The organism is Enterococcus termitis, assembly GCF_001730305.1.
Lineage (GTDB): Bacteria > Bacillota > Bacilli > Lactobacillales > Enterococcaceae > Enterococcus_L > Enterococcus_L termitis.
Window position 1 is genome coordinate 83,914 of record NZ_MIJY01000045.1, and the last position, 17,949, is coordinate 101,862.

14 protein-coding genes are annotated in these 17,949 nt (G+C 37.2%); 12 read left to right on the forward strand and 2 right to left on the reverse strand.

Annotation, left to right across the window (positions count from 1 at the left end; genetic code table 11):
- The first annotated feature begins 250 nt into the window (after positions 1–250).
- A complete protein-coding gene (locus BCR25_RS17050; RefSeq protein WP_069664812.1) occupies positions 251–2,473 on the forward strand; it encodes an ATP-binding cassette domain-containing protein in 2,223 nt (740 codons plus the stop codon).
- A 65-nt stretch (positions 2,474–2,538) separates the two neighbouring features.
- On the opposite strand, the gene BCR25_RS17055 is transcribed toward BCR25_RS17050, so the two are convergent.
- Positions 2,539–4,029: an AcpB/EbpR/MafR family transcriptional regulator gene (locus BCR25_RS17055; RefSeq protein WP_083242739.1), complete on the reverse strand. Its 1,491-nt coding sequence runs from the start codon at positions 4,027–4,029 to the stop codon at positions 2,539–2,541.
- Positions 4,030–4,367: 338 nt separating this feature from the next.
- Here BCR25_RS17055 and BCR25_RS17060 point away from each other — a divergent pair, with 338 nt between their 5' ends.
- The 9 genes from BCR25_RS17060 to BCR25_RS17100 all read left to right on the forward strand — a co-directional run bounded on the left by BCR25_RS17060 (position 4,368) and on the right by BCR25_RS17100 (position 15,525).
- Positions 4,368–4,928, forward strand: a complete 561-nt coding sequence (locus BCR25_RS17060; RefSeq protein WP_069664814.1) for a helix-turn-helix domain-containing protein — start codon at positions 4,368–4,370, stop codon at positions 4,926–4,928.
- A gap of 78 nt (positions 4,929–5,006) precedes the next feature.
- Positions 5,007–9,557 (forward strand): hypothetical protein, encoded by a 4,551-nt coding sequence (locus BCR25_RS17065; RefSeq protein ID WP_069664815.1) that lies wholly within the window; start codon positions 5,007–5,009, stop codon positions 9,555–9,557.
- Positions 9,558–9,571: 14 nt separating this feature from the next.
- The gene (locus BCR25_RS17070; protein WP_069664816.1) at positions 9,572–9,895 is read left to right on the forward strand and encodes an LPXTG cell wall anchor domain-containing protein; all 324 of its coding nucleotides are present in this window, start codon (positions 9,572–9,574) and stop codon (positions 9,893–9,895) included.
- A gap of 48 nt (positions 9,896–9,943) precedes the next feature.
- Positions 9,944–10,801, forward strand: coding sequence for a WxL domain-containing protein (locus BCR25_RS17075; protein WP_069664817.1), 858 nt, complete (start codon positions 9,944–9,946; stop codon positions 10,799–10,801).
- Positions 10,802–10,876: 75 nt separating this feature from the next.
- Positions 10,877–11,752 carry a WxL domain-containing protein gene (locus BCR25_RS17080; protein ID WP_069664818.1) on the forward strand — a complete coding sequence of 292 codons (876 nt, stop codon included), beginning with the start codon at positions 10,877–10,879 and terminating at the stop codon, positions 11,750–11,752.
- Between the two features lie 91 nt (positions 11,753–11,843).
- Positions 11,844–12,638: a WxL domain-containing protein gene (locus BCR25_RS17085; RefSeq protein WP_069664819.1), complete on the forward strand. Its 795-nt coding sequence runs from the start codon at positions 11,844–11,846 to the stop codon at positions 12,636–12,638.
- An 88-nt stretch (positions 12,639–12,726) separates the two neighbouring features.
- A complete protein-coding gene (locus BCR25_RS17090; RefSeq protein WP_069664820.1) occupies positions 12,727–13,464 on the forward strand; it encodes a WxL domain-containing protein in 738 nt (245 codons plus the stop codon).
- A gap of 137 nt (positions 13,465–13,601) precedes the next feature.
- Positions 13,602–14,708, forward strand: a complete 1,107-nt coding sequence (locus tag BCR25_RS17095; RefSeq protein WP_069664821.1) for a WxLIP family cell surface protein — start codon at positions 13,602–13,604, stop codon at positions 14,706–14,708.
- A gap of 100 nt (positions 14,709–14,808) precedes the next feature.
- Positions 14,809–15,525: a winged helix-turn-helix domain-containing protein gene (locus tag BCR25_RS17100; protein WP_069664822.1), complete on the forward strand. Its 717-nt coding sequence runs from the start codon at positions 14,809–14,811 to the stop codon at positions 15,523–15,525.
- Positions 15,526–15,629: 104 nt separating this feature from the next.
- Here BCR25_RS17100 and BCR25_RS17105 read toward each other — a convergent pair whose 3' ends face one another.
- A complete protein-coding gene (locus BCR25_RS17105) occupies positions 15,630–15,878 on the reverse strand; it encodes a hypothetical protein (RefSeq protein ID WP_069664823.1) in 249 nt (82 codons plus the stop codon).
- Positions 15,879–16,679: 801 nt separating this feature from the next.
- On the opposite strand from BCR25_RS17105, the gene BCR25_RS17110 reads away from it, so the two are divergent.
- Both BCR25_RS17110 and BCR25_RS17115 read left to right on the forward strand, forming a co-directional pair.
- Positions 16,680–17,000, forward strand: coding sequence for a hypothetical protein (locus tag BCR25_RS17110; protein WP_069664824.1), 321 nt, complete (start codon positions 16,680–16,682; stop codon positions 16,998–17,000).
- 22 nt (positions 17,001–17,022) lie between these two features.
- Entirely contained in the window at positions 17,023–17,799 is a 777-nt protein-coding gene (locus tag BCR25_RS17115) for a C40 family peptidase (RefSeq protein ID WP_069664825.1), read from the forward strand.
- Positions 17,800–17,949 lie beyond the last annotated feature (150 nt).

Consider the following 17,949-nt stretch of genomic DNA (forward strand, 5'->3'; position numbering starts at 1 on the left):
TTCCAGTCAGAGCTACACGAGCCCGCTGCGCTTTTAACTGTTATCCAGCTGCACAAATCAATCCTTAGGAAAATAGATAAATTGTCAGTGAAATAAAAAGCATTTCAATGTCAATTTCCTAATTTTCTACAGGATTAACCGATTTGTTACGCTTTTGCTGTGAAAACACAGTGAATAGAGTGAACTGATGTTGAACAGTACAAGACTTTCGCAGAAAGTGTTGATCATTTTTATTTTAAGGAGGATTTTTATGACAGAATATGTAACGATCAATGGGGCGAGAGAGAATAATTTGAAAAATGTTTCTGTAAAAATACCGAAACGAAAAATCACTGTTTTTACAGGAGTGTCAGGTTCAGGAAAATCTTCGATTGTTTTTGAAACAATAGCCAATGAATCTCAACGGCAGTTGAATGAAACTTTTAGCGCCTTTATCCAAAACTTTCTGCCGAAGTACCAACAACCAGACGTAGACAGTATTGAAAATTTATCCACTTCAGTGGTCATCAATCAAAAACGTCTCGGAGGAAATTCTCGTTCAACGTTAGGAACGATCACGGATATCAATCCATTATTGCGGGTGCTCTTTTCAAGATTTGGTCAACCAAGTATTGGAACAGCCAATTATTTTTCGTTTAATGACCAAGCCGGGATGTGTCTTGAATGTCAAGGTATCGGCAAAACGGTACGTATCGATGAAGAGAAATTTTTGGATCGTTCGCAGTCTCTAAATAGTGGAGCTATTCAGTTTTCGGCGTTTAAAAATACTGAGTGGTATATGAAAGGCTACTTAGATTCAGGACTTTTTGATAATGATAAAAAAATTGAGGATTACACGGAACAAGAATTAGAAACATTGCTTTATGGAAAAGATTTCAAAGTGAAGATCGATGGGGTTAATTTAAGTTACGAAGGACTATTTACTAAATTTAATCGTCTATATCTACAAAAAGAAGGAGAAATTTCTCCAAGAACCCAAAAGCTGATCAATGAATATACACAAGAAGCTTGTTGTCCGACTTGTGATGGGAAACGTTTATCCCAAGCTTCCTTAGCTGTAAAAGTCGGAGACTATTCGATTGCTGATTTTACATCGATGGAACTTGGAACGATGCTCGAAGTGCTGGACACATTAGATGTTCCTAATGCTCAACCTATTATTAAAAATTTGAAAGAAAAAATCAGTCATTTAGTTGAAATCGGCTTAGGCTATTTAAGTTTAGAACGAGAAACGACTACCTTATCTGGCGGTGAATCGCAGCGTGTGAAGATGGTCAAGCATTTAAACAATAGTTTGGTAGATTTGATTTATATCTTTGATGAACCCAGTATTGGGCTGCATCCCAGAGATGTGCATCGGTTAAATGAATTGTTGTTTAAGCTGAGAGATAAAGGCAATACTGTGATTGTGATTGAACATGATCCAGATGTGATCAAAATTGCCGATCATGTAATCGAGGTTGGGCCGCAAGCTGGAAAACATGGTGGGAACATCATGTTTGAAGGAACCTATCAAGAATTACTTGCATCAGATACGCTAACTGGAAACTTTTTGAACAATCAAACCGTATTAAAAAGCGAAGTTCGACCTGCGAAAGAATTTTACCAAGGACGTTCTTCAACCATGCACAATTTAAAAAACAGTACACTGCGGATTCCTAAAAAAACATTGACGATGATCACAGGTGTAGCAGGTTCAGGGAAAAGTACCTTAGTCAAAGATTCCTTTTTAGCGGAGTATCCCGAAGCAATCGTGATCGATCAAGCTGCCGCACAAACGAATTCACGTTCCAATCCCGCGACGTATATTGGCATCATGGATAACATTAGAAAACTATTCGGCAAAGCAAACGATGTGTCACCATCCTTATTTAGTTACAATTCCAAGGGTGGTTGTGAGAATTGTAAAGGACAAGGGTTTATCGAGACAAATTTAGCCTTTATGGAAGCGATCAAAAGTGAATGTGATGTCTGTCACGGCAAGCGCTATAAACAAGAAGTTTTAGCGTATCAGTTCCAAGGGAAAAACATCACGGAAGTACTAGCGTTAACAGTGGAAGATGCGTTGGACTTCTTCCAAGAGTCAGCGATTTTAAAGAAAATCAACGCTATGGATCAAGTTGGATTGAGCTATTTAACGTTGGGACAACCGATGAACACCTTATCAGGCGGTGAATGTCAGCGCATGAAATTAGCTAGTGAGTTTTACAAAAAAGGCAGTATTTATGTCTTGGATGAGCCATCTACTGGATTACATTTATCTGATATTGAGCATTTACTTCAAATTATGAATCATTTAGTAGATCAAGGAAATACGGTGGTGGTAATCGAGCATCATGTTGATTTGATCAAGCAAGGAGATTGGATCGTAGATATTGGACCAGATGGTGGCAATCAAGGTGGAGAAATTGTTTTTGAAGGGGAACCGGGAGCAATAAAAGATAGTCGTTCGATTACAGGGAAGTATATCTAATTTTATACAAAAAAGACGATGAGAAATCAATCTCGTCGTCTTTTTTGTATAACGGAATTTAAATTTTATCTATATTCGTCTTCATTAGCAATGGAGTCTATAAGCGCAAATATATTCTTCCAGTCTCGCTCATTCGGAAGAAAATCCCAAATATAGGTTTTTGAAGCGTGGGGATAGACATGTTTATCAAACTGAATATCCGATAGTAATAAGTCATAGTGTTTATCATGATCTTGTTGTGTAGTTCCTGTATGAACAATTAAATCGTGGTTTGAGAATTTGATTAACTTTTGACTGAGATATTCTTCGCTAAGTGGCTCTACAGTACAGATCAATTTTACAGTAATTTCTTTTCTTATCTCCTCTAATTTCAGTGATGAACTAGCAATTAAAAGGATATTGTATAGTAAATAGTCTTGGTCAAACTGCTTTATAGCCTCTGGGAAAAGATGAAGAATGCTACTCATAATTTGCTGAGACTGTTCAAAAAATATGTAGTTAAGCTCTGAAACAGAATGAAGCATACTAGCAACATTTAAATGATGAATCGTTAAATCAGGAAAAGCAACTGTATATACATAAGAAGACAACAACCTAAAAATCAATTTAGTTTCATCCATAAAGATAAGCTTTTCGTTGCGTAGTTTGTATGCATGAATAATACTGATGGCAAATAAATAAGCGGGAGTTTTCTTGTTTTTGTGCCAATTCACTCTGATTTCGTAATCAATATGAAGTTCATCAAAAACGGGACTTGAAATTAAGAGCAACGACAAAAATGTCCATTCATTAACATGATACTTGGCAGGAACTTCTATTGTTATAAATTTTTTCATGTATTGTGAATAACTTTTAATGTAGGGATCGACAATATTTTTATTAGGAGCTGTGGTTATAAAATGCTGATGCTGATATCTAATGTGGTTAATTGCTAAGCGATATAGAAATTGGAGTCGTTCAGTATCGGTTAATTGAAAAGATACAGCGCTCATTTTTTCACTGTAAAGAGTTAAGATTTCTTCAAATGAAACTGATTTAAATGGCCATTGGGAGCTCTTAATAACCGACCAATAAAAGCGATAAAAAAATTCTCTAATTGCATGTTCAGGTCCTGAAATAACAAAATTATTCATATTAAGAGTGAGACCATTTTCGTTGAAATATTCCGCGAGGTTTTTTAACTTTCGATAAATTGTGCTAGTGGAGACGTAAAAGATATCAGCTAAATCTGCCAAAGAATATCCTTGTTCATGAAAAATCAAGTCGATCAAGCGGTAACTGATCGTATCTTTAATAAACAAACTTTCCGTTTCGCCAATCGAATGTAGGGGTGTTGCTTGTAAAAAAAAGCCCTTATTTTTTTTGCTAATAATTTCAAGGCTATCATTTTGATCATATTTAATTTGTCTTAATAGATTCAATGTTCGATAGGTCGCATCAGAAGAACATTTTCCGATTTTTGATAATTCCTTTTCTGTAAACCATCGTTCATTATTATAGAGCGTTCGCAGAAACAACAACGATCTCTTTTCTTGATTATCTAGTAGATTTTCAATAAGCCTTCACCTCACAGTTATTATAGTCCCTAGATATAATGTTTAACAAATAAATTTGCTTAATAAACTTTTTTTTTATTTTAATTGCCTATTTTTAAATAGTTTTTGTGAAACATAACACAATGTGTAATTACTATAATATAGAGGATGTAAGCCTTTTTAATCGTGAAAAAATGTAGATAAATTAGCCGTTTATTCTAAAACATCAGTTGATTAATGAGGATTTTGAAGTAGAATCGCTTGTAATATTCACGTAACATAAGTTTTAAGAAAACGTGTCCTACTGCACAAGCGTTTTTGAAGCGTAACTATTCATTATGAGAAAAGGAGTGGCGGATATGAAAATTGGTTATACGAATCGTTCATCGAATAAAGAGTACGAGATTTTATATAGATTAGGATGTGAATCGATTGTCGATCGAGATGTTCATTTATCAGAGATAGATAGCTTTGAACAGTTTGTAAAGAAGAATATTGATCATGAGATGATTATTGTTGATTTAGCAAGTATTGGCAATAAATTTACGATCAACCAATTATATCCTATTTTGTCACTGATTAAAAAGAATAAGGGTTCATTGATCATCAACGAGTTTTCTCAAACAAATTTATTTTCCAACGGCATTTATATCGAATTTTTATATTTAATGGCAACACATGATAAAAAAGCCTACCGCATCAGGGCGGATGAAGCGTTAGAAACTGCCAAAAAAAATGGAACAGCTAGTGGTAGACCTGCTATTGGTTTGGATATTATTGAAAGAATTCGTTATATGTATGAAAAAGAGAAGATGACGATTCAAGAGGTCGCCAAAGCATGTAACGTTTCAATTGGAACTGTTTATAAATATACCCGAGCGACCGTGAAACAAAAAATACATAGCCAGGTCGCAAAATAGGTAAGGCCTTTGAAAGGGGGTGGCGGCCTTCAAACAAGAGATGAAAAGAACGGCAAGATAAGGAGTGAAAATAATTCAATGAGGCAACAACGAACAAAGATAAAAAAATGGCAGATGTTAGGCGTTGGAATGACTATCTTAGGGATGGGAATTTGGTGGAGTCAATCGAATACATTACTCAAAGCAGAAAATGAGATCAATGCACCTAGCAGTGAAGAAACTAATTCTAAAGAAAAAACAACTCGATCAGCTGGAGACTTAAGCCGAGCATTGACTGTGGTATCGAATGAGCAAGGCTTAAAAGCTACACCCAAAGTTGTCACAATTGCTCAAAACGGTGCTTTTCCGACAGCTGGGGCGTCAACCTCAGAGCTTGCTAAGTTAGTAACTGGATTGACGATTCCAGCACCATCGACCGGTTTTACATTTGAATATGTCGATGCTGAAGGAGCATCAGTGACACCAAGTAGTGCTGCAGAGGGATTTCAAACGGTTTATGTCAAGATAACTGAAAAGACGGGCTCATCAAGTATCCAAGTACCGATTCCAGTCAATATTACAAACAGTACTACAACCGCTCTTCTCACGAATCAGGCCATGGTCAAGGCGGATAGCCGAATTATTCTATACCCAGATGAAATAAAGGATAAAACAAATCAAGAAATACAAGCTTTGATTCAATCGAAGGCAAACTTAAGTGCTTGGGATATGACTAGCGGTGAGTCACTACCAGTATCTGTCACAGCAACGACAGCCGTTAATAATACGGTAGGATCATATACTGCGACTTTCACTGCTAGTTTCAATGGGACAAATGCCACTACAACACGAACTGTAACGGTTTTTGGCGCGACATTACGGTCAACCTACTTTTCAACGGCTCAAAATACATCACCAAGTATGGGAACTAATGGTATAACGTATTTGCTAAAATACCAAACAACAGCGGCTGCCACATCTACAGGTGCTACATACGAGTGGGTAGCAGACAAGTCTGGAACGCCAACTGTGCCAGCCAATACCTATGATGCTAGTGAAACAGGATTTAAATGGGGCTATATCAAGATGACTGACAAGGATAATCCAACAGTCTCAACAGTTATCGAAGTTCCTATAACCGTTACTAGTGACAATGTGACGATCTCTGGTAGCGACAATATGGCCTACGGTACACGTAGAGAACTAAACATTCTAAAAAAATCTGACATAACAGATGGAACGACCATCGAATTAGCAGCCAATCTTAAAGAGAAGTTAGGTTTAACGGCCTGGGATGTAACTACGGGAACTGAATTACCAATCACGATTACTGACGTAGCAGGTTTAACTGTAAGTTCTAATGCTGGTACCTATGAACTAACTTTTTCGATCACACTAGCAGATAACTCAGTAAAAACAGTTAAAAGAACATACACTCTGTTGGCGGATAATATCATTAATGATTTGTTAGAAGGCTGGCAGACAGTTCCAGTAGGTGCAACAGATGGCTTTATCGAAAATCCCATTAACAATTCTAAAATAGGGTTTAATGGAAAAGGGATGACGGGCTCAGCTAACACTGGTGGTTCAGCTCTTCAAGGATTTGTGATTAGAGATAGTGCGAACCGAACATATATCCATAATTCTGCGAAAGTTGCTTCGATTCCTTTTGTAGATGGCAAAGCCGTTTATCCTAATGGTACAGCTGGTCTGGCGGGTTCCAATTCAGCCGATAGACAGATGGGCATAGGATATGGAACTTTAAATAGTAAGTTTGTCAGCCAGTTTTATTTGAAGAAAGGCAATCAACTTAGACAAATTTTAGTTGATCAAGCTAATCAGTTGGTCTATGTTTACGATTTGAAAATCAGTCAAAATTTGAATTTTTCTGTTAATTTATCCATGTATAATACTGCTTCAACAACACGCAGTCTGGCTATGTTGGAGAATGTTGATACCAATTATTACGTTGATAACGTGCCAATTTATTCTCTAGGTAATAACAGCGGCTTTTATATGGAACCCTCAACAGGTATACGGTTTACGATTAAACTGAAGGATTCAACAGGCCAGAATTTATCTGATTTTAGCATGCAAGCACCAGGTAGTTATACAAGTGCTTCACCAGCTAATGTCCCTAATTCATTGCAAACCACCAATTGGTTTAAACATGATTTTTCACAACTAGGAATCGAACAATATAATTATGCAAAAGATCAAGTTATCGTACGAAACGTCGATACAGCATATCAATTGGGTGCACCTTATCGACCTGTAGCCAGTGGAGAAGCTCTAAAAGCAGGGTATGAAATTTTTGCAGGGACAGAATTACCATATATGAGATTAACATCCGATCCAGAAGAATGGAATATTTATCAAGATTATCAAGGTGGTGATTTTGTCACCGATTATACTTTAGCTAGTATTCCTCACATTGGTGGTAACGGTACGATTTATGTGGAGTATCCAAATGAGGAAAAATTAAGTATTCCTTTTATAGCGGATCAAAATCTAGAATCTAAAGGTCAACTGACAATTCCACGATCGACCTTACCTTCTACACTTAATAACGAGCCAGGATCAATTAAAAATTATACAACGAGTATGCTAGGGATTCATGAAACTGAGGGAGCGATGGAAAACTTGCCTTCCAATGATTATTCTGTGAGTGTCAATGTCTATAATCTTGGGGGACAACCAATTGCTCAAACCATTAAACAAGGTACAACGTGGAGCAAGGCAGCTAGTGAATTAATCAAAGATCCTGTGATTTTGCCAGGGCATACTGCAATTTATGAGTATGCATCTGATTATCCAGATACCTCAAAACTTGGACTACAAATCGTTGAAGTTCGTATGACGGATAAAGAAGAACCGACACAAACAAAAATTATCGAAGTACCAGTAAATGTTATTTCAGGTACACCGCCGACAACCGGTCTAACCGTTGCAGCGAATGATTTTACCGTGTCTAAAGCGAAATTAGCGAATTTATCAGAAACACAAATCAAAGACCTAATTTTAAAAGAATCAAAAGCAAAAGGTTGGGACAACGCTACAGGTTTATCGACAGATATAAAACTAGCTGTTAAGACAACTGATTTAACAGCAAATCCAACAGAAACAGAATATAAAGCAACGATTCAAGGAACCAAAGATAGTGTGACGAGTGAAACAACTATTACGATTTCCATTGGTGCAGATTTGACAGCTCAGCCAGTCGCTCAATCAATTCCATTAGGATCTGATGAAAGTTATTGGAAAGCGGCAAATCTTAAAGAAACAGTCAAAGATGTAATGGAAGGTAGTAATAAAGTTACAGACTATACAGTTACCTTAGTCACATCACCAACGACGGATCGTATTACAACTGATAGTATAATGACCGTTAATGTTGCTAACGCAGCTGATCTAAGTCAATCGACTGATGTAGAAGTGCCAGTCAACGTAACTTGGGGAAATTCCTTAGCGCTTGGTGGAAGTGGAACTACGGTTAATGGATCTGGGCAATCTACATTGGCTCTAACTTTACACGAAGACAGTAACGAACGTCCGTATCTAAATTCTGCTTATGGTAACTTGCCAAAAGCAAATGAGAGTACTGCCTTAGCAAGTGCAGCAGCAGATGATCCATTCTATCAGGTAACTTATCTAGATATGTCAGGTCAGGCAACTGGCCAGAGTAATGCCAAAGAAGTGAATGATGGCCCAAATGCAGTAAATGATGTGACAATTCAAGGATTAGGCAGTCAAACACCAGCACAGTTGGTCGACCAATTAGGAACCAATGGCAAATTAAGTGTAAACTACGGCGACGTTCTAAAAGTCTACGTTAAGCAAGGACAACACGCATTGTATACAAACAATCAAGGTCCAGCGCAACCATTAGCGGACTTACCAAATAACGAAACCATTTTCGTACTAGTAACGAAAGACGGTTTTAAACCACTTTACTTTAATCAACTAACACCGAAAGAAGTGAGTATTGCTTCTGAATCAACGGCTACAACAGAACTTTACGACGCACATTACAACAGCTTAGCAGCTTATTTCACTACGAGTGGATCGAGCAGTAACTATACACAAATCAAACCAAATGGCTTTAAGACCTATCCCAAACTTAATTTAGCTGTCGGTGAAAGTGATAATGGTCGTGTTCTAGTAGCAGAACCAACAAGTACGACTAGTAATCAGTATGTAACGTATGCCTATGATACGACGTTTGTCGGCACTGGACCAGAATTACAAATCGTTTCACCATTGTCTTCGTTAAGTTTCGGCAGCCAGACAATTAAATCACAGACCCAAGAAATTAAACGAACAGATCCAAATTGGGGCTTTACGGTATTAGATAGTCGTCAAACCAAAGCTGCATGGGTCATTCAAGCGAAAATGAGTGAGCCATTTAAAACAAGTGATGCTAATTCGAAACAACTAAAAGGCGCCGAATTAAAACTCAAACAAGCAAGCGGTACGATTAGTTTAAATAGTGGGTATCAAACGATTTATACAAAAGAAAATCCTAGTGCCAGTAATAATGTTACTTGGTCAGCAGAGCAAGGCTTCTTTTTACAAGTCCCTCCAGGGGTGATTGATAAAGACGCCGTTTATTCAACAGATGTCGAGTTTATTTTGACGAGTGCACCATAAAGCAGGGGGATGACATGAGAAAAAATAAAGTAAAGTATTTGATTGCCATTCTTCTAGCGTTGATTGTTGGTTTTTCTAACCAGCATACGGTCTTAGCAGAAGAGGCGTCGATGAAAAGTAATGCAGGGATCAGCTTTGAAAATGATTATGAAGCAAATTCTACTGCATCAGAAGAATTACCAGATACAAATTCGCCTGTTCTAGTGACAGAGCAAGAAGTAAAACCAGCAGGCAAAAATTTACCGCAAACCGGGGAAATAATCGGAAATACAATCAGCTGGCTTGGGCTTATGCTCATTCTAATTGTTATGATCCGAAGCCGTCAAAAAAAGAAATAAACGTGTAAAAACGTTTATATATAAAAAAGTATTGAGGAGAGTTTAGATATGAAAAAAATCAACACAACGAAATTAGTAAGCATGGGGTTAATCAGTTTATGTGCATTAACTATAGGAGCGCCAAGTGCGTTAGCTGTAGATCCAGTAGCAAATAGTAAGGCAGATGTTAAATTTGTTGAAGATACTAGCACGATTGATCCAGAGAAACCAGAAGTTGTTGATCCAACTGATCCAGATAAAGAGCCAGGAGTTGTTGATCCAGGTGGCGAAGGTACTGGTGGTAACGGGACAAAAGCGTTCAACATCAATTGGGTATCAAATTTCAAATTTGGTGAAATCAAAATTGCAGGTAAATCCATGACCGCTTTTGCTCAACCAACAACATTGAACTGGGCGACAGAAACTGGTGGTACATTAACGCCAACAGGAGACAAAACTGCTGGTTTAGCGAACTTCCTACAAGTAACAGATAACACAGGAAGCAATGCTGGTTGGAATGTAAAAGTTTCAGGAACACCTTTTTATGAGTTAAATGATGCAGGTCAAGAAATTACAACAAGCCAATTAGCAGGTGCTCAAATCAATTTAACAGAACCACAAGTTGTTGGACTTTTAGACAGCGCCAGTCTAGCACCAACGACATCTTTAACAGCGGATAAAGACATTTTGACAGGAACGAACACTGTACTGCAAGCAGCTGCTGGTAAAGGACAAGGAACTTGGTCGTTAACATGGGGAGCTCAAGCAGATAAAACCACTCTAAAAGGAATCACAGTTGCAACTGACGATACTACAACAGGCGCAGCTACTTCTGGTGTGAAATTAACTGTTCCAGTTACTGCACAACCAAAAGCAAACAAGAGCTATCGTTCAAACTTAGTTTGGGTCTTTTCTACTGCACCATAAAAAAAGTAATTAAGTAGTGAAGAAAAAATAGTAGAACCTATAAAAAATAATGAATAACAAGGAGAAATTTAAACAATGAAAAAAATGACATTAGCAGGATTGGGAATCCTAACGTTTAGCACACTTATTTTAGGCAATCAAACAGCGTTAGCAACAGTAGAGAAACCAGAAGCAGATACTGAAGCAACGGTTCAATTTGAAGCAAATACAGATCCTGATACACCAGAAGTAGTTGTCCCTCCAGTAGGCGGCGGTGAAGGTGGTATTGTTGATCCAGATGGTAGTGATGGAAATAAAGGTGACGGAAACCCAAGTTTTAATATTGCTTATGTATCTAACTTCCGCTTCAACGAAAGATCGGATGATGATACAAACTTTACAAAATTTAAGCCAATTAAATTAAACGCCAACGGTATGACACAATGGGCTAAAGGAACGCAATTAACATTGAATGATGTTGACAAAGATGGCAAAGAGATTACACCAGCACAATCAACTGTATATAAAAACATTCCAAACTTTGTCCAAGTAGTAGACAACCGTGGTAAATTAAGCGGCTGGCACTTAGAAGTTTCAGCAGGCGATTTTAAAGGGAAAGATAGTGATGATCAAGAAGTAACTCTTAAAGGCGCAAACATCACATTAACTCAACCAACTATTGCAGGTCCTTCAGAAATCGAATTAACAAGTCCACTTGCACCAACAACGTTCTCGTCTGAAAAGACATTAAATGCAGGCGCACAAACAATTTTAGATGCTAAAGCTAATGCAGGAACAGGTTCGTGGTCATTGAAATTCGGTCAAGAAGAAACATTAGCTGGTGCTGACTATGAAACATTAGTAGAAGATACTGGCGTAAAATTAACGATCCCAGCTACTGCTGAAGCAAAAGCAAATGTTGCGTATAAAGCAGATCTTAAATGGACATTAACAGACGCTCCATCTAACTAATAGGAAAAATGTGCGTAGGAGTAGATCTCCTACTGCACTATTTAAAATGAAATAGACAATAAATAAAAGAAGATATTCGGGGGAAAGATAAATGAAAAAAGTAACATTATTAACAGCAACATTGATTGCGGCTACACTTTTAAGCGCTCAATCAGCACAAGCAGAAGAGACAGTTTATCCAGTTAAAGCACAAAGTGATGCAACAGTGACACTAATCGGCGACGACGGAGAAGGCGGCAACATCACTGGACCTGGTGGAGGTACTGATGGTGGGAACGGCGGCGAAATCACTCCTCCTGGCGGCGGTGAAGGTGGCGAAGGCGGCGTTGTTGATCCAGGACAAAATTCTTCACTACGTTTAAGCTTACTAACAGCTTTTGATTTTGGCACAATTAAAATGTCAGGGAATACAGAAACGTACACAGCAAAATTACCAACACCAAACTTTGTTGATGGTGGTAAACAAGATCGTCCGAACTTTATTCAAGTTACAGATAACCGCGGAAACCTAGCTGGTTGGAATGTTACAGCAAAAATGGCAGAACAATTCACGAATGGTGAAACGACTTTAAACGGAAGCTACATCACTCTTGATAATGGTTGGACACAACCGCAAACAGAAGACAATGCGATTTATGCGCCAACAGTTACAAGTGGTTCAGTGACTTTAGCAACTGGAGCGGATGCACCGATTGCAACGGCATCAGCTGATAAAGGGATGGGAACATGGAATATTATGTATGGAACGCTTTTTGCACCTGAAAAAGAATCACTAGGAGATGCTGCCAACAGTGTTCACTTAACGATTCCAGGGAATATCAAAAAAACAGAAGGCAGCTATACAGCAAAAATTCAATGGACATTATCTGACGCACCAGCTAGCTAAATCAACAAGATTCTAGAGCGTTTAAAGTATGGAAGGATCTATAATTTCCATACTTTAAATAACATCTAGTTTATTAAGGAGTGACGGGATGAAAAATCAAATAATGCTTAGTACCTTGTTGGCTTTACTGGTAATGCCAGTGACAGCTCTTGCTGATGACGAAGCAAGCACAGGCTCCAATGCCTATGTAACCATTGAAAAATATACTGGTGATGGGGAACAGCCAGTAAATCCAACAGATCCAAATGAAACAGTAAAACCAGCCCCAGATACCGATGGGAAGAATCCACATCAGCCAAGTACTAAAGGGCCATTAAGTTTAAATTATGTGTCAAATTTACAATTTGGCAGTCAAGAAGCGAACGGAAATGATGCTGTGTATCAAGTGAAACCAGATCGTGTGATCAATAGCCAAGAGGTCGAAATCGAAGTACCGAATTTTGTTCAAATTACCGATCATCGAGGAACAAATTCTGGCTGGACGCTAATGGTCAAACAAGATGGTGCATTCAAAAATGGTGCACATAGCTTAGATGGAACAGAATTAATATTTACCTCACCCGTTTTAAGCAGCAAGTCAGGTAAAGACAATACGTCACCAACAGCGAATGCTAATTTTACCTTAACTGCTGATGGTAAGTCGGCGATGGTTATGTCTGCTGCTACAGATCAAGGAATGGGAACATGGGTCGATTATTTTGGAAAAGACCTAGAAGCAGCAAAAACTGGGATTCAATTAAAAATCCCTGGGGACGCTAAAAAAGTCGCCGGATTTTACCAAACAAGTCTAACATGGACATTAACAGATACCCCTTTTTCTGAATAAGGACAACTGAAAGAAATAAGAAAATGTTTCACTGACAACGGGAATAAGCATCAACAGTCCCTGTAAAACAGTTCTTTCTTTCAGCTGTTTTTCATAAATAAGGGTGTTGGGATGAACAAAGAAAAGAGGAACTGAAGATGAATAAATGTATAAAACCGATTGTCGCAATCCTAAGTATGGTGGTTATGTGTGTCCTATTTAACATAGAGGCAGCAGCCGAAGAAATGAGCTTTTCAGTTGAAGCTCAATTACCGGATAACCAACTGGACAAGAATAAGACCTATTTTGATTTGAGAGTCACACCAGGAGAAAAAGAAGAACTAAAAGTGGCGCTCCAAAATAATAAAGATGAAGAAGTAACTGTTCAGATACAGGCAAATACAGCTACTACAAATGATAACGGTGTAATAGATTACGGTGAAGTAAAACCAGAACTGGACAAATCATTAAAAACGCCTTTTGCTAGAATCGCTAAGGTAGATCCAGAAGTGGTACTGGCACCAAAAGAAAAAAAAGTGGTGACAGTTCTAGTCAACGTCCCGAATAGCTCATTTGAAGGAATCATTTTAGGTGGACTTTACTTTACTCAAAAAGAAACAGATGGAGAAACAAAAGCGGATGCAGGTATGCAGATTGAAAATAAGTTTGCTTATGTTGTGGGTGTTCGTTTATCTGAAAAGGACGATGCAATTGAATCTGATCTAAACCTATTAGATGTAGCAGCTGGTCAACGGAATTATCGGAATGTAGTTGTGGCAACCTTGCAAAATCCAATGGCAAGAATTTTAGGACAAATGACAGTTAATGCACAAGTCTATGCTGAAAATGATTTAAAAACAGCAATCTATACAACTAAACAAGAAAACTTAAATATGGCACCAAACTCAAACTTTGGCTTCGGTATCAAGATGGCCAATAAAGCGTTTAAACCTGGAAAGTATGTCATGAAAATGACAGTTGAAGCAGATGGCAAGACCTGGCCCTTTGAAAAGGCCTTTGAGATCACAGCAGATGAAGCGAAAAAATTCAATGATGAAGCGGTTGACTTAGTAGAAGAACCAAACGATTACTTAATATACATAATCATTGGAGGCGCAATTTTAGTTGTAATCATTATCGGTCTGATCAGCTGGATGGTGTATCAAAAACGTAAAAGAGAAGCAGAATTAAAACGAAAAGCAAGCAAGAAAAGAAAACGTAAAAACAAGACTAATACGGATAAAAGAAAGAAACCGCTAGACTAGAAAGAAAATAGGGACAAGAAAGTGAGCTATCTGTTGAAATCAATGAATGTATTCAGCAGATAGAATGCTTCTGTTTTATTGAACAGGAAGGATGACGAAGATGTACAACATAGGCATTATACAAGCAAGTAAACACAGCGATGATACATATCTGGATCAATTAAATCAACCAATCTATCACGTTCATCCTATGACGAGGGAAGAAGTGCTGAATACTGGAGATAAAATGGATGCATTGATCATAGAAGAGGATTCTGCGATAGGCTTAAAACATACCTGTGAATTGATTTTGGAATTGAGACGAAACTGTAAGGCCTTGATTTGGGTCATTTCAAAAAATCAAATGAAAACCAATAAATTAGTATATCTACAGCTAGGTGCTGATGGTGTGTTGAATGAAGAGAGTGAACAGGAAGTATCACTTCTACAACTTACCAACTTGTTAAAGCGAATAAAAGCGGACGACATTCCAACCATCGAGGAAAATACTACAGAGCAACGAACGAATACAGAAATACCGATTCAATTGATTGCAACAAATTTAAGTGTTCTCTTGAAAGGCAAAGTTGAAGTCGCTTTGACTAAACTCGAATTTGAAGTCATTTCTTATTTAGCAGAGCACTCAGGCAAAGCGATTACATATGAAGAAATATATAGAAAGATTTGGAATGGAGAATTTGGTGATACAGAAACAGGGAACAAACAATACCGTGTCAGCAATCTGATTTTTCACTTAAGAAAAAAACTCGAAGTCGATTCGGCTAAACCGGAATATATCAAAACAGTTCGCTCAAGGGGATATATGTTAGTGTTGTAAGAAATAGAGAATAGGGAAAAGACAGTGTGAGCAACTAAAAAAGAAAAACGATATAAGTAGTTTTTAGACGGTTACTTACATCGTTTTTTCTATACTATTTAAAGTTATGTTGCTTCTACAAGAGTAGTCAAATGTTCATCCGCTGAAGCGATTAAAGTATCCAATGTTTGATAAACAACCTCAAACATTTCAGCACAAGCTTGTATCTCTTGCGGTCTTCTCTTGACGTTAGCATCAAGAAAGTATGGCATAAAATGCAAGGTGCTATGCCATGTTTTCAATTCACGTAAATAGGTTCGCAACTCTAAAATATCCTGATAACCGATTGTTTTTGATTCCTGTGATTTTCCCATATCCACATTCTCCTAGTCTAAATTTAATCTGAAGCCCAACTAGATAGGCAAACAAAAAACGATCAGAACCACGCCTCATCGTTTTCAATAGACACAAACACAGAACACTTGCCTACGCAATTTAGAAGAATTTCTCACATAAGGTAGAAATTCACACTAAAATTGGGTACAATAAAACAAGCTGGTACTTCGGTATCGGCTATCGGCAACTTGTATTGGCAGTGCTTGCTGACTTTACAGGGCCTCATGATTTTGGTTCCCGCCAAAATTGTGAGGTGCCGTTTTTTATTTTCTATCAGGTCGTTGTTACAAAATAGGATAGAAACAAAAAAGATATCGGGAAAATTTCCCAATACCTAATCATCAATAGTATGAACTACCCTTACTTTTTCACTTCTCATCAAATAAAACGATACAAAAAAGAAGCAGTCAAAGACACTTGAATTTTGTACAATGAAAGAAGCTAGTGGTAATGCTAGCGACTATTGGCGACTTGTTTGGGCAGTGCTTGCTGACTTTACAAGGCCTTCAAGTATCTGGTTCCCGCCGGATGCTTGAGGTGCCAATGGTTATTTATATGTGATGTAGCTTTATGAACGTTTCCGAGTTCGTAAAGCTTTTTTCGTTTCTATCCTACATCAATAAGTATAGAGAACTTAACATGAATGGTCAATACGAACAGGGAATAAAATAGGGAATTAAAAGAAAAAATTTTGTGAAGACAGACATGTCAAATTCATATTGACTTATAAAATGTTTTTATGGTAATGTTATTTTAACTAAAAGTGAAAGGAGATTCGTTTGAAAAAGTATAGTTTAATTTTGGTTTTGTTTGTTGCTTCTTTTTTACTATATGAATTTCCAGTAAAAAAAGCGATAGCGACAAATAAGTTCTATCATTTGTTAAAAGTAGAAGATTCTATAGAAAAAAATAGCATATATGATCTAAAAATCATCAAAAGTTTCACGCCTGAGTACGGGTATCATTTTGTTTTTAAGGTGAAAAATAGTAAATATGACTATTCATTTACTTATAAGTACGCTCAAAAATCTTGGGAACAATATTATTACGATGGAAAAGGTGGATATTTACCTTTACCAAATAAAAAAATTATTTTTTAATAAAGTGAGGAGAAAATGAAAAATGAAAAAAAGATGGAATGTTGTTTTATGGTTCTTGTTTGGGATCTTGTTTTTATTTCCAGGACAAGTATTTGCAGATGAGCTTGGTAACTTAGTTGAAAAATATGCTTTAACAGGCGAGGAGCTAGACAAATTTGAACAGCAAGAACAAAAGATTCAGAATACTCGGAGTAGTGTCGTTAATTATGATGAGTTATATGAAAATTATGTTAATTTTAAGGCGCAAGGTATTTTTGGTGATGAAGTATCTTTCGAGATGTTTCTGCAGGAAGCAACTACACCAGCACCTTCAGATCCTGTAGACGTTCGTTTTAGATCGGTTGCTGGTAGCCCGCAACCAGGCGATATTATGATAACAAATGGAACTTCTTTTCTAGGAGTGACAGGACATGCAGGAATTTTTATCGGCAACGGCAAGATACTTAGCATTGGTGGAGGTGGTGAAAAGCCTAGTGAAATGCCAATTATAAATTGGATGCAACGTTATAAGGGCTGGACAAAAATATACAGACCCGCTGCAAAATTTAATCCTAAAACAGCTGAACGTTGGGCCATTAATAATTACAGAAATAAAAATATTTCCTATGCTATTAACAATAGAATTTTTGAAAAAAATCCAACCTATTGTTCTAAAATAGTGTGGCAAGCATATTACTATTCAAGCGCTTCACCTCAAACTGGATTAGTTAGACGTCCCCTTTTTGATATTGTGTATCCATATACCTTACCTAATTTGTTTAGTCAAAAACCAGTTCATGTAGCAACTTGGAATTCTTAGTATAGTCAAAATAATTTAATAGACGATTATCTGTTTAAAACTAATAAAAATATCAATTCAATGAAAGATTAATTTGTTGATGTAAATCAAAGTTGTTAGAATAATATTTAGAGAGTCTAGTAAAAAAGTAATCAATTACGTTTACATCAA

Coding starts and splice junctions, on each gene's coding strand:
- BCR25_RS17115 (WP_069664825.1), top strand. CDS start 17,023: ATGAAAAAAAGATGGAATGTTGTTTTATGGTTCTTGTTTGGGATCTTG.
- BCR25_RS17095 (WP_069664821.1), top strand. CDS start 13,602: ATGAATAAATGTATAAAACCGATTGTCGCAATCCTAAGTATGGTGGTT.
- BCR25_RS17085 (WP_069664819.1), top strand. CDS start 11,844: ATGAAAAAAGTAACATTATTAACAGCAACATTGATTGCGGCTACACTT.
- BCR25_RS17050 (WP_069664812.1), top strand. CDS start 251: ATGACAGAATATGTAACGATCAATGGGGCGAGAGAGAATAATTTGAAA.
- BCR25_RS17080 (WP_069664818.1), top strand. CDS start 10,877: ATGAAAAAAATGACATTAGCAGGATTGGGAATCCTAACGTTTAGCACA.
- BCR25_RS17065 (WP_069664815.1), top strand. CDS start 5,007: ATGAGGCAACAACGAACAAAGATAAAAAAATGGCAGATGTTAGGCGTT.
- BCR25_RS17090 (WP_069664820.1), top strand. CDS start 12,727: ATGAAAAATCAAATAATGCTTAGTACCTTGTTGGCTTTACTGGTAATG.
- BCR25_RS17070 (WP_069664816.1), top strand. CDS start 9,572: ATGAGAAAAAATAAAGTAAAGTATTTGATTGCCATTCTTCTAGCGTTG.
- BCR25_RS17105 (WP_069664823.1), bottom strand. CDS start 15,878: ATGGGAAAATCACAGGAATCAAAAACAATCGGTTATCAGGATATTTTA.
- BCR25_RS17075 (WP_069664817.1), top strand. CDS start 9,944: ATGAAAAAAATCAACACAACGAAATTAGTAAGCATGGGGTTAATCAGT.
- BCR25_RS17100 (WP_069664822.1), top strand. CDS start 14,809: ATGTACAACATAGGCATTATACAAGCAAGTAAACACAGCGATGATACA.
- BCR25_RS17060 (WP_069664814.1), top strand. CDS start 4,368: ATGAAAATTGGTTATACGAATCGTTCATCGAATAAAGAGTACGAGATT.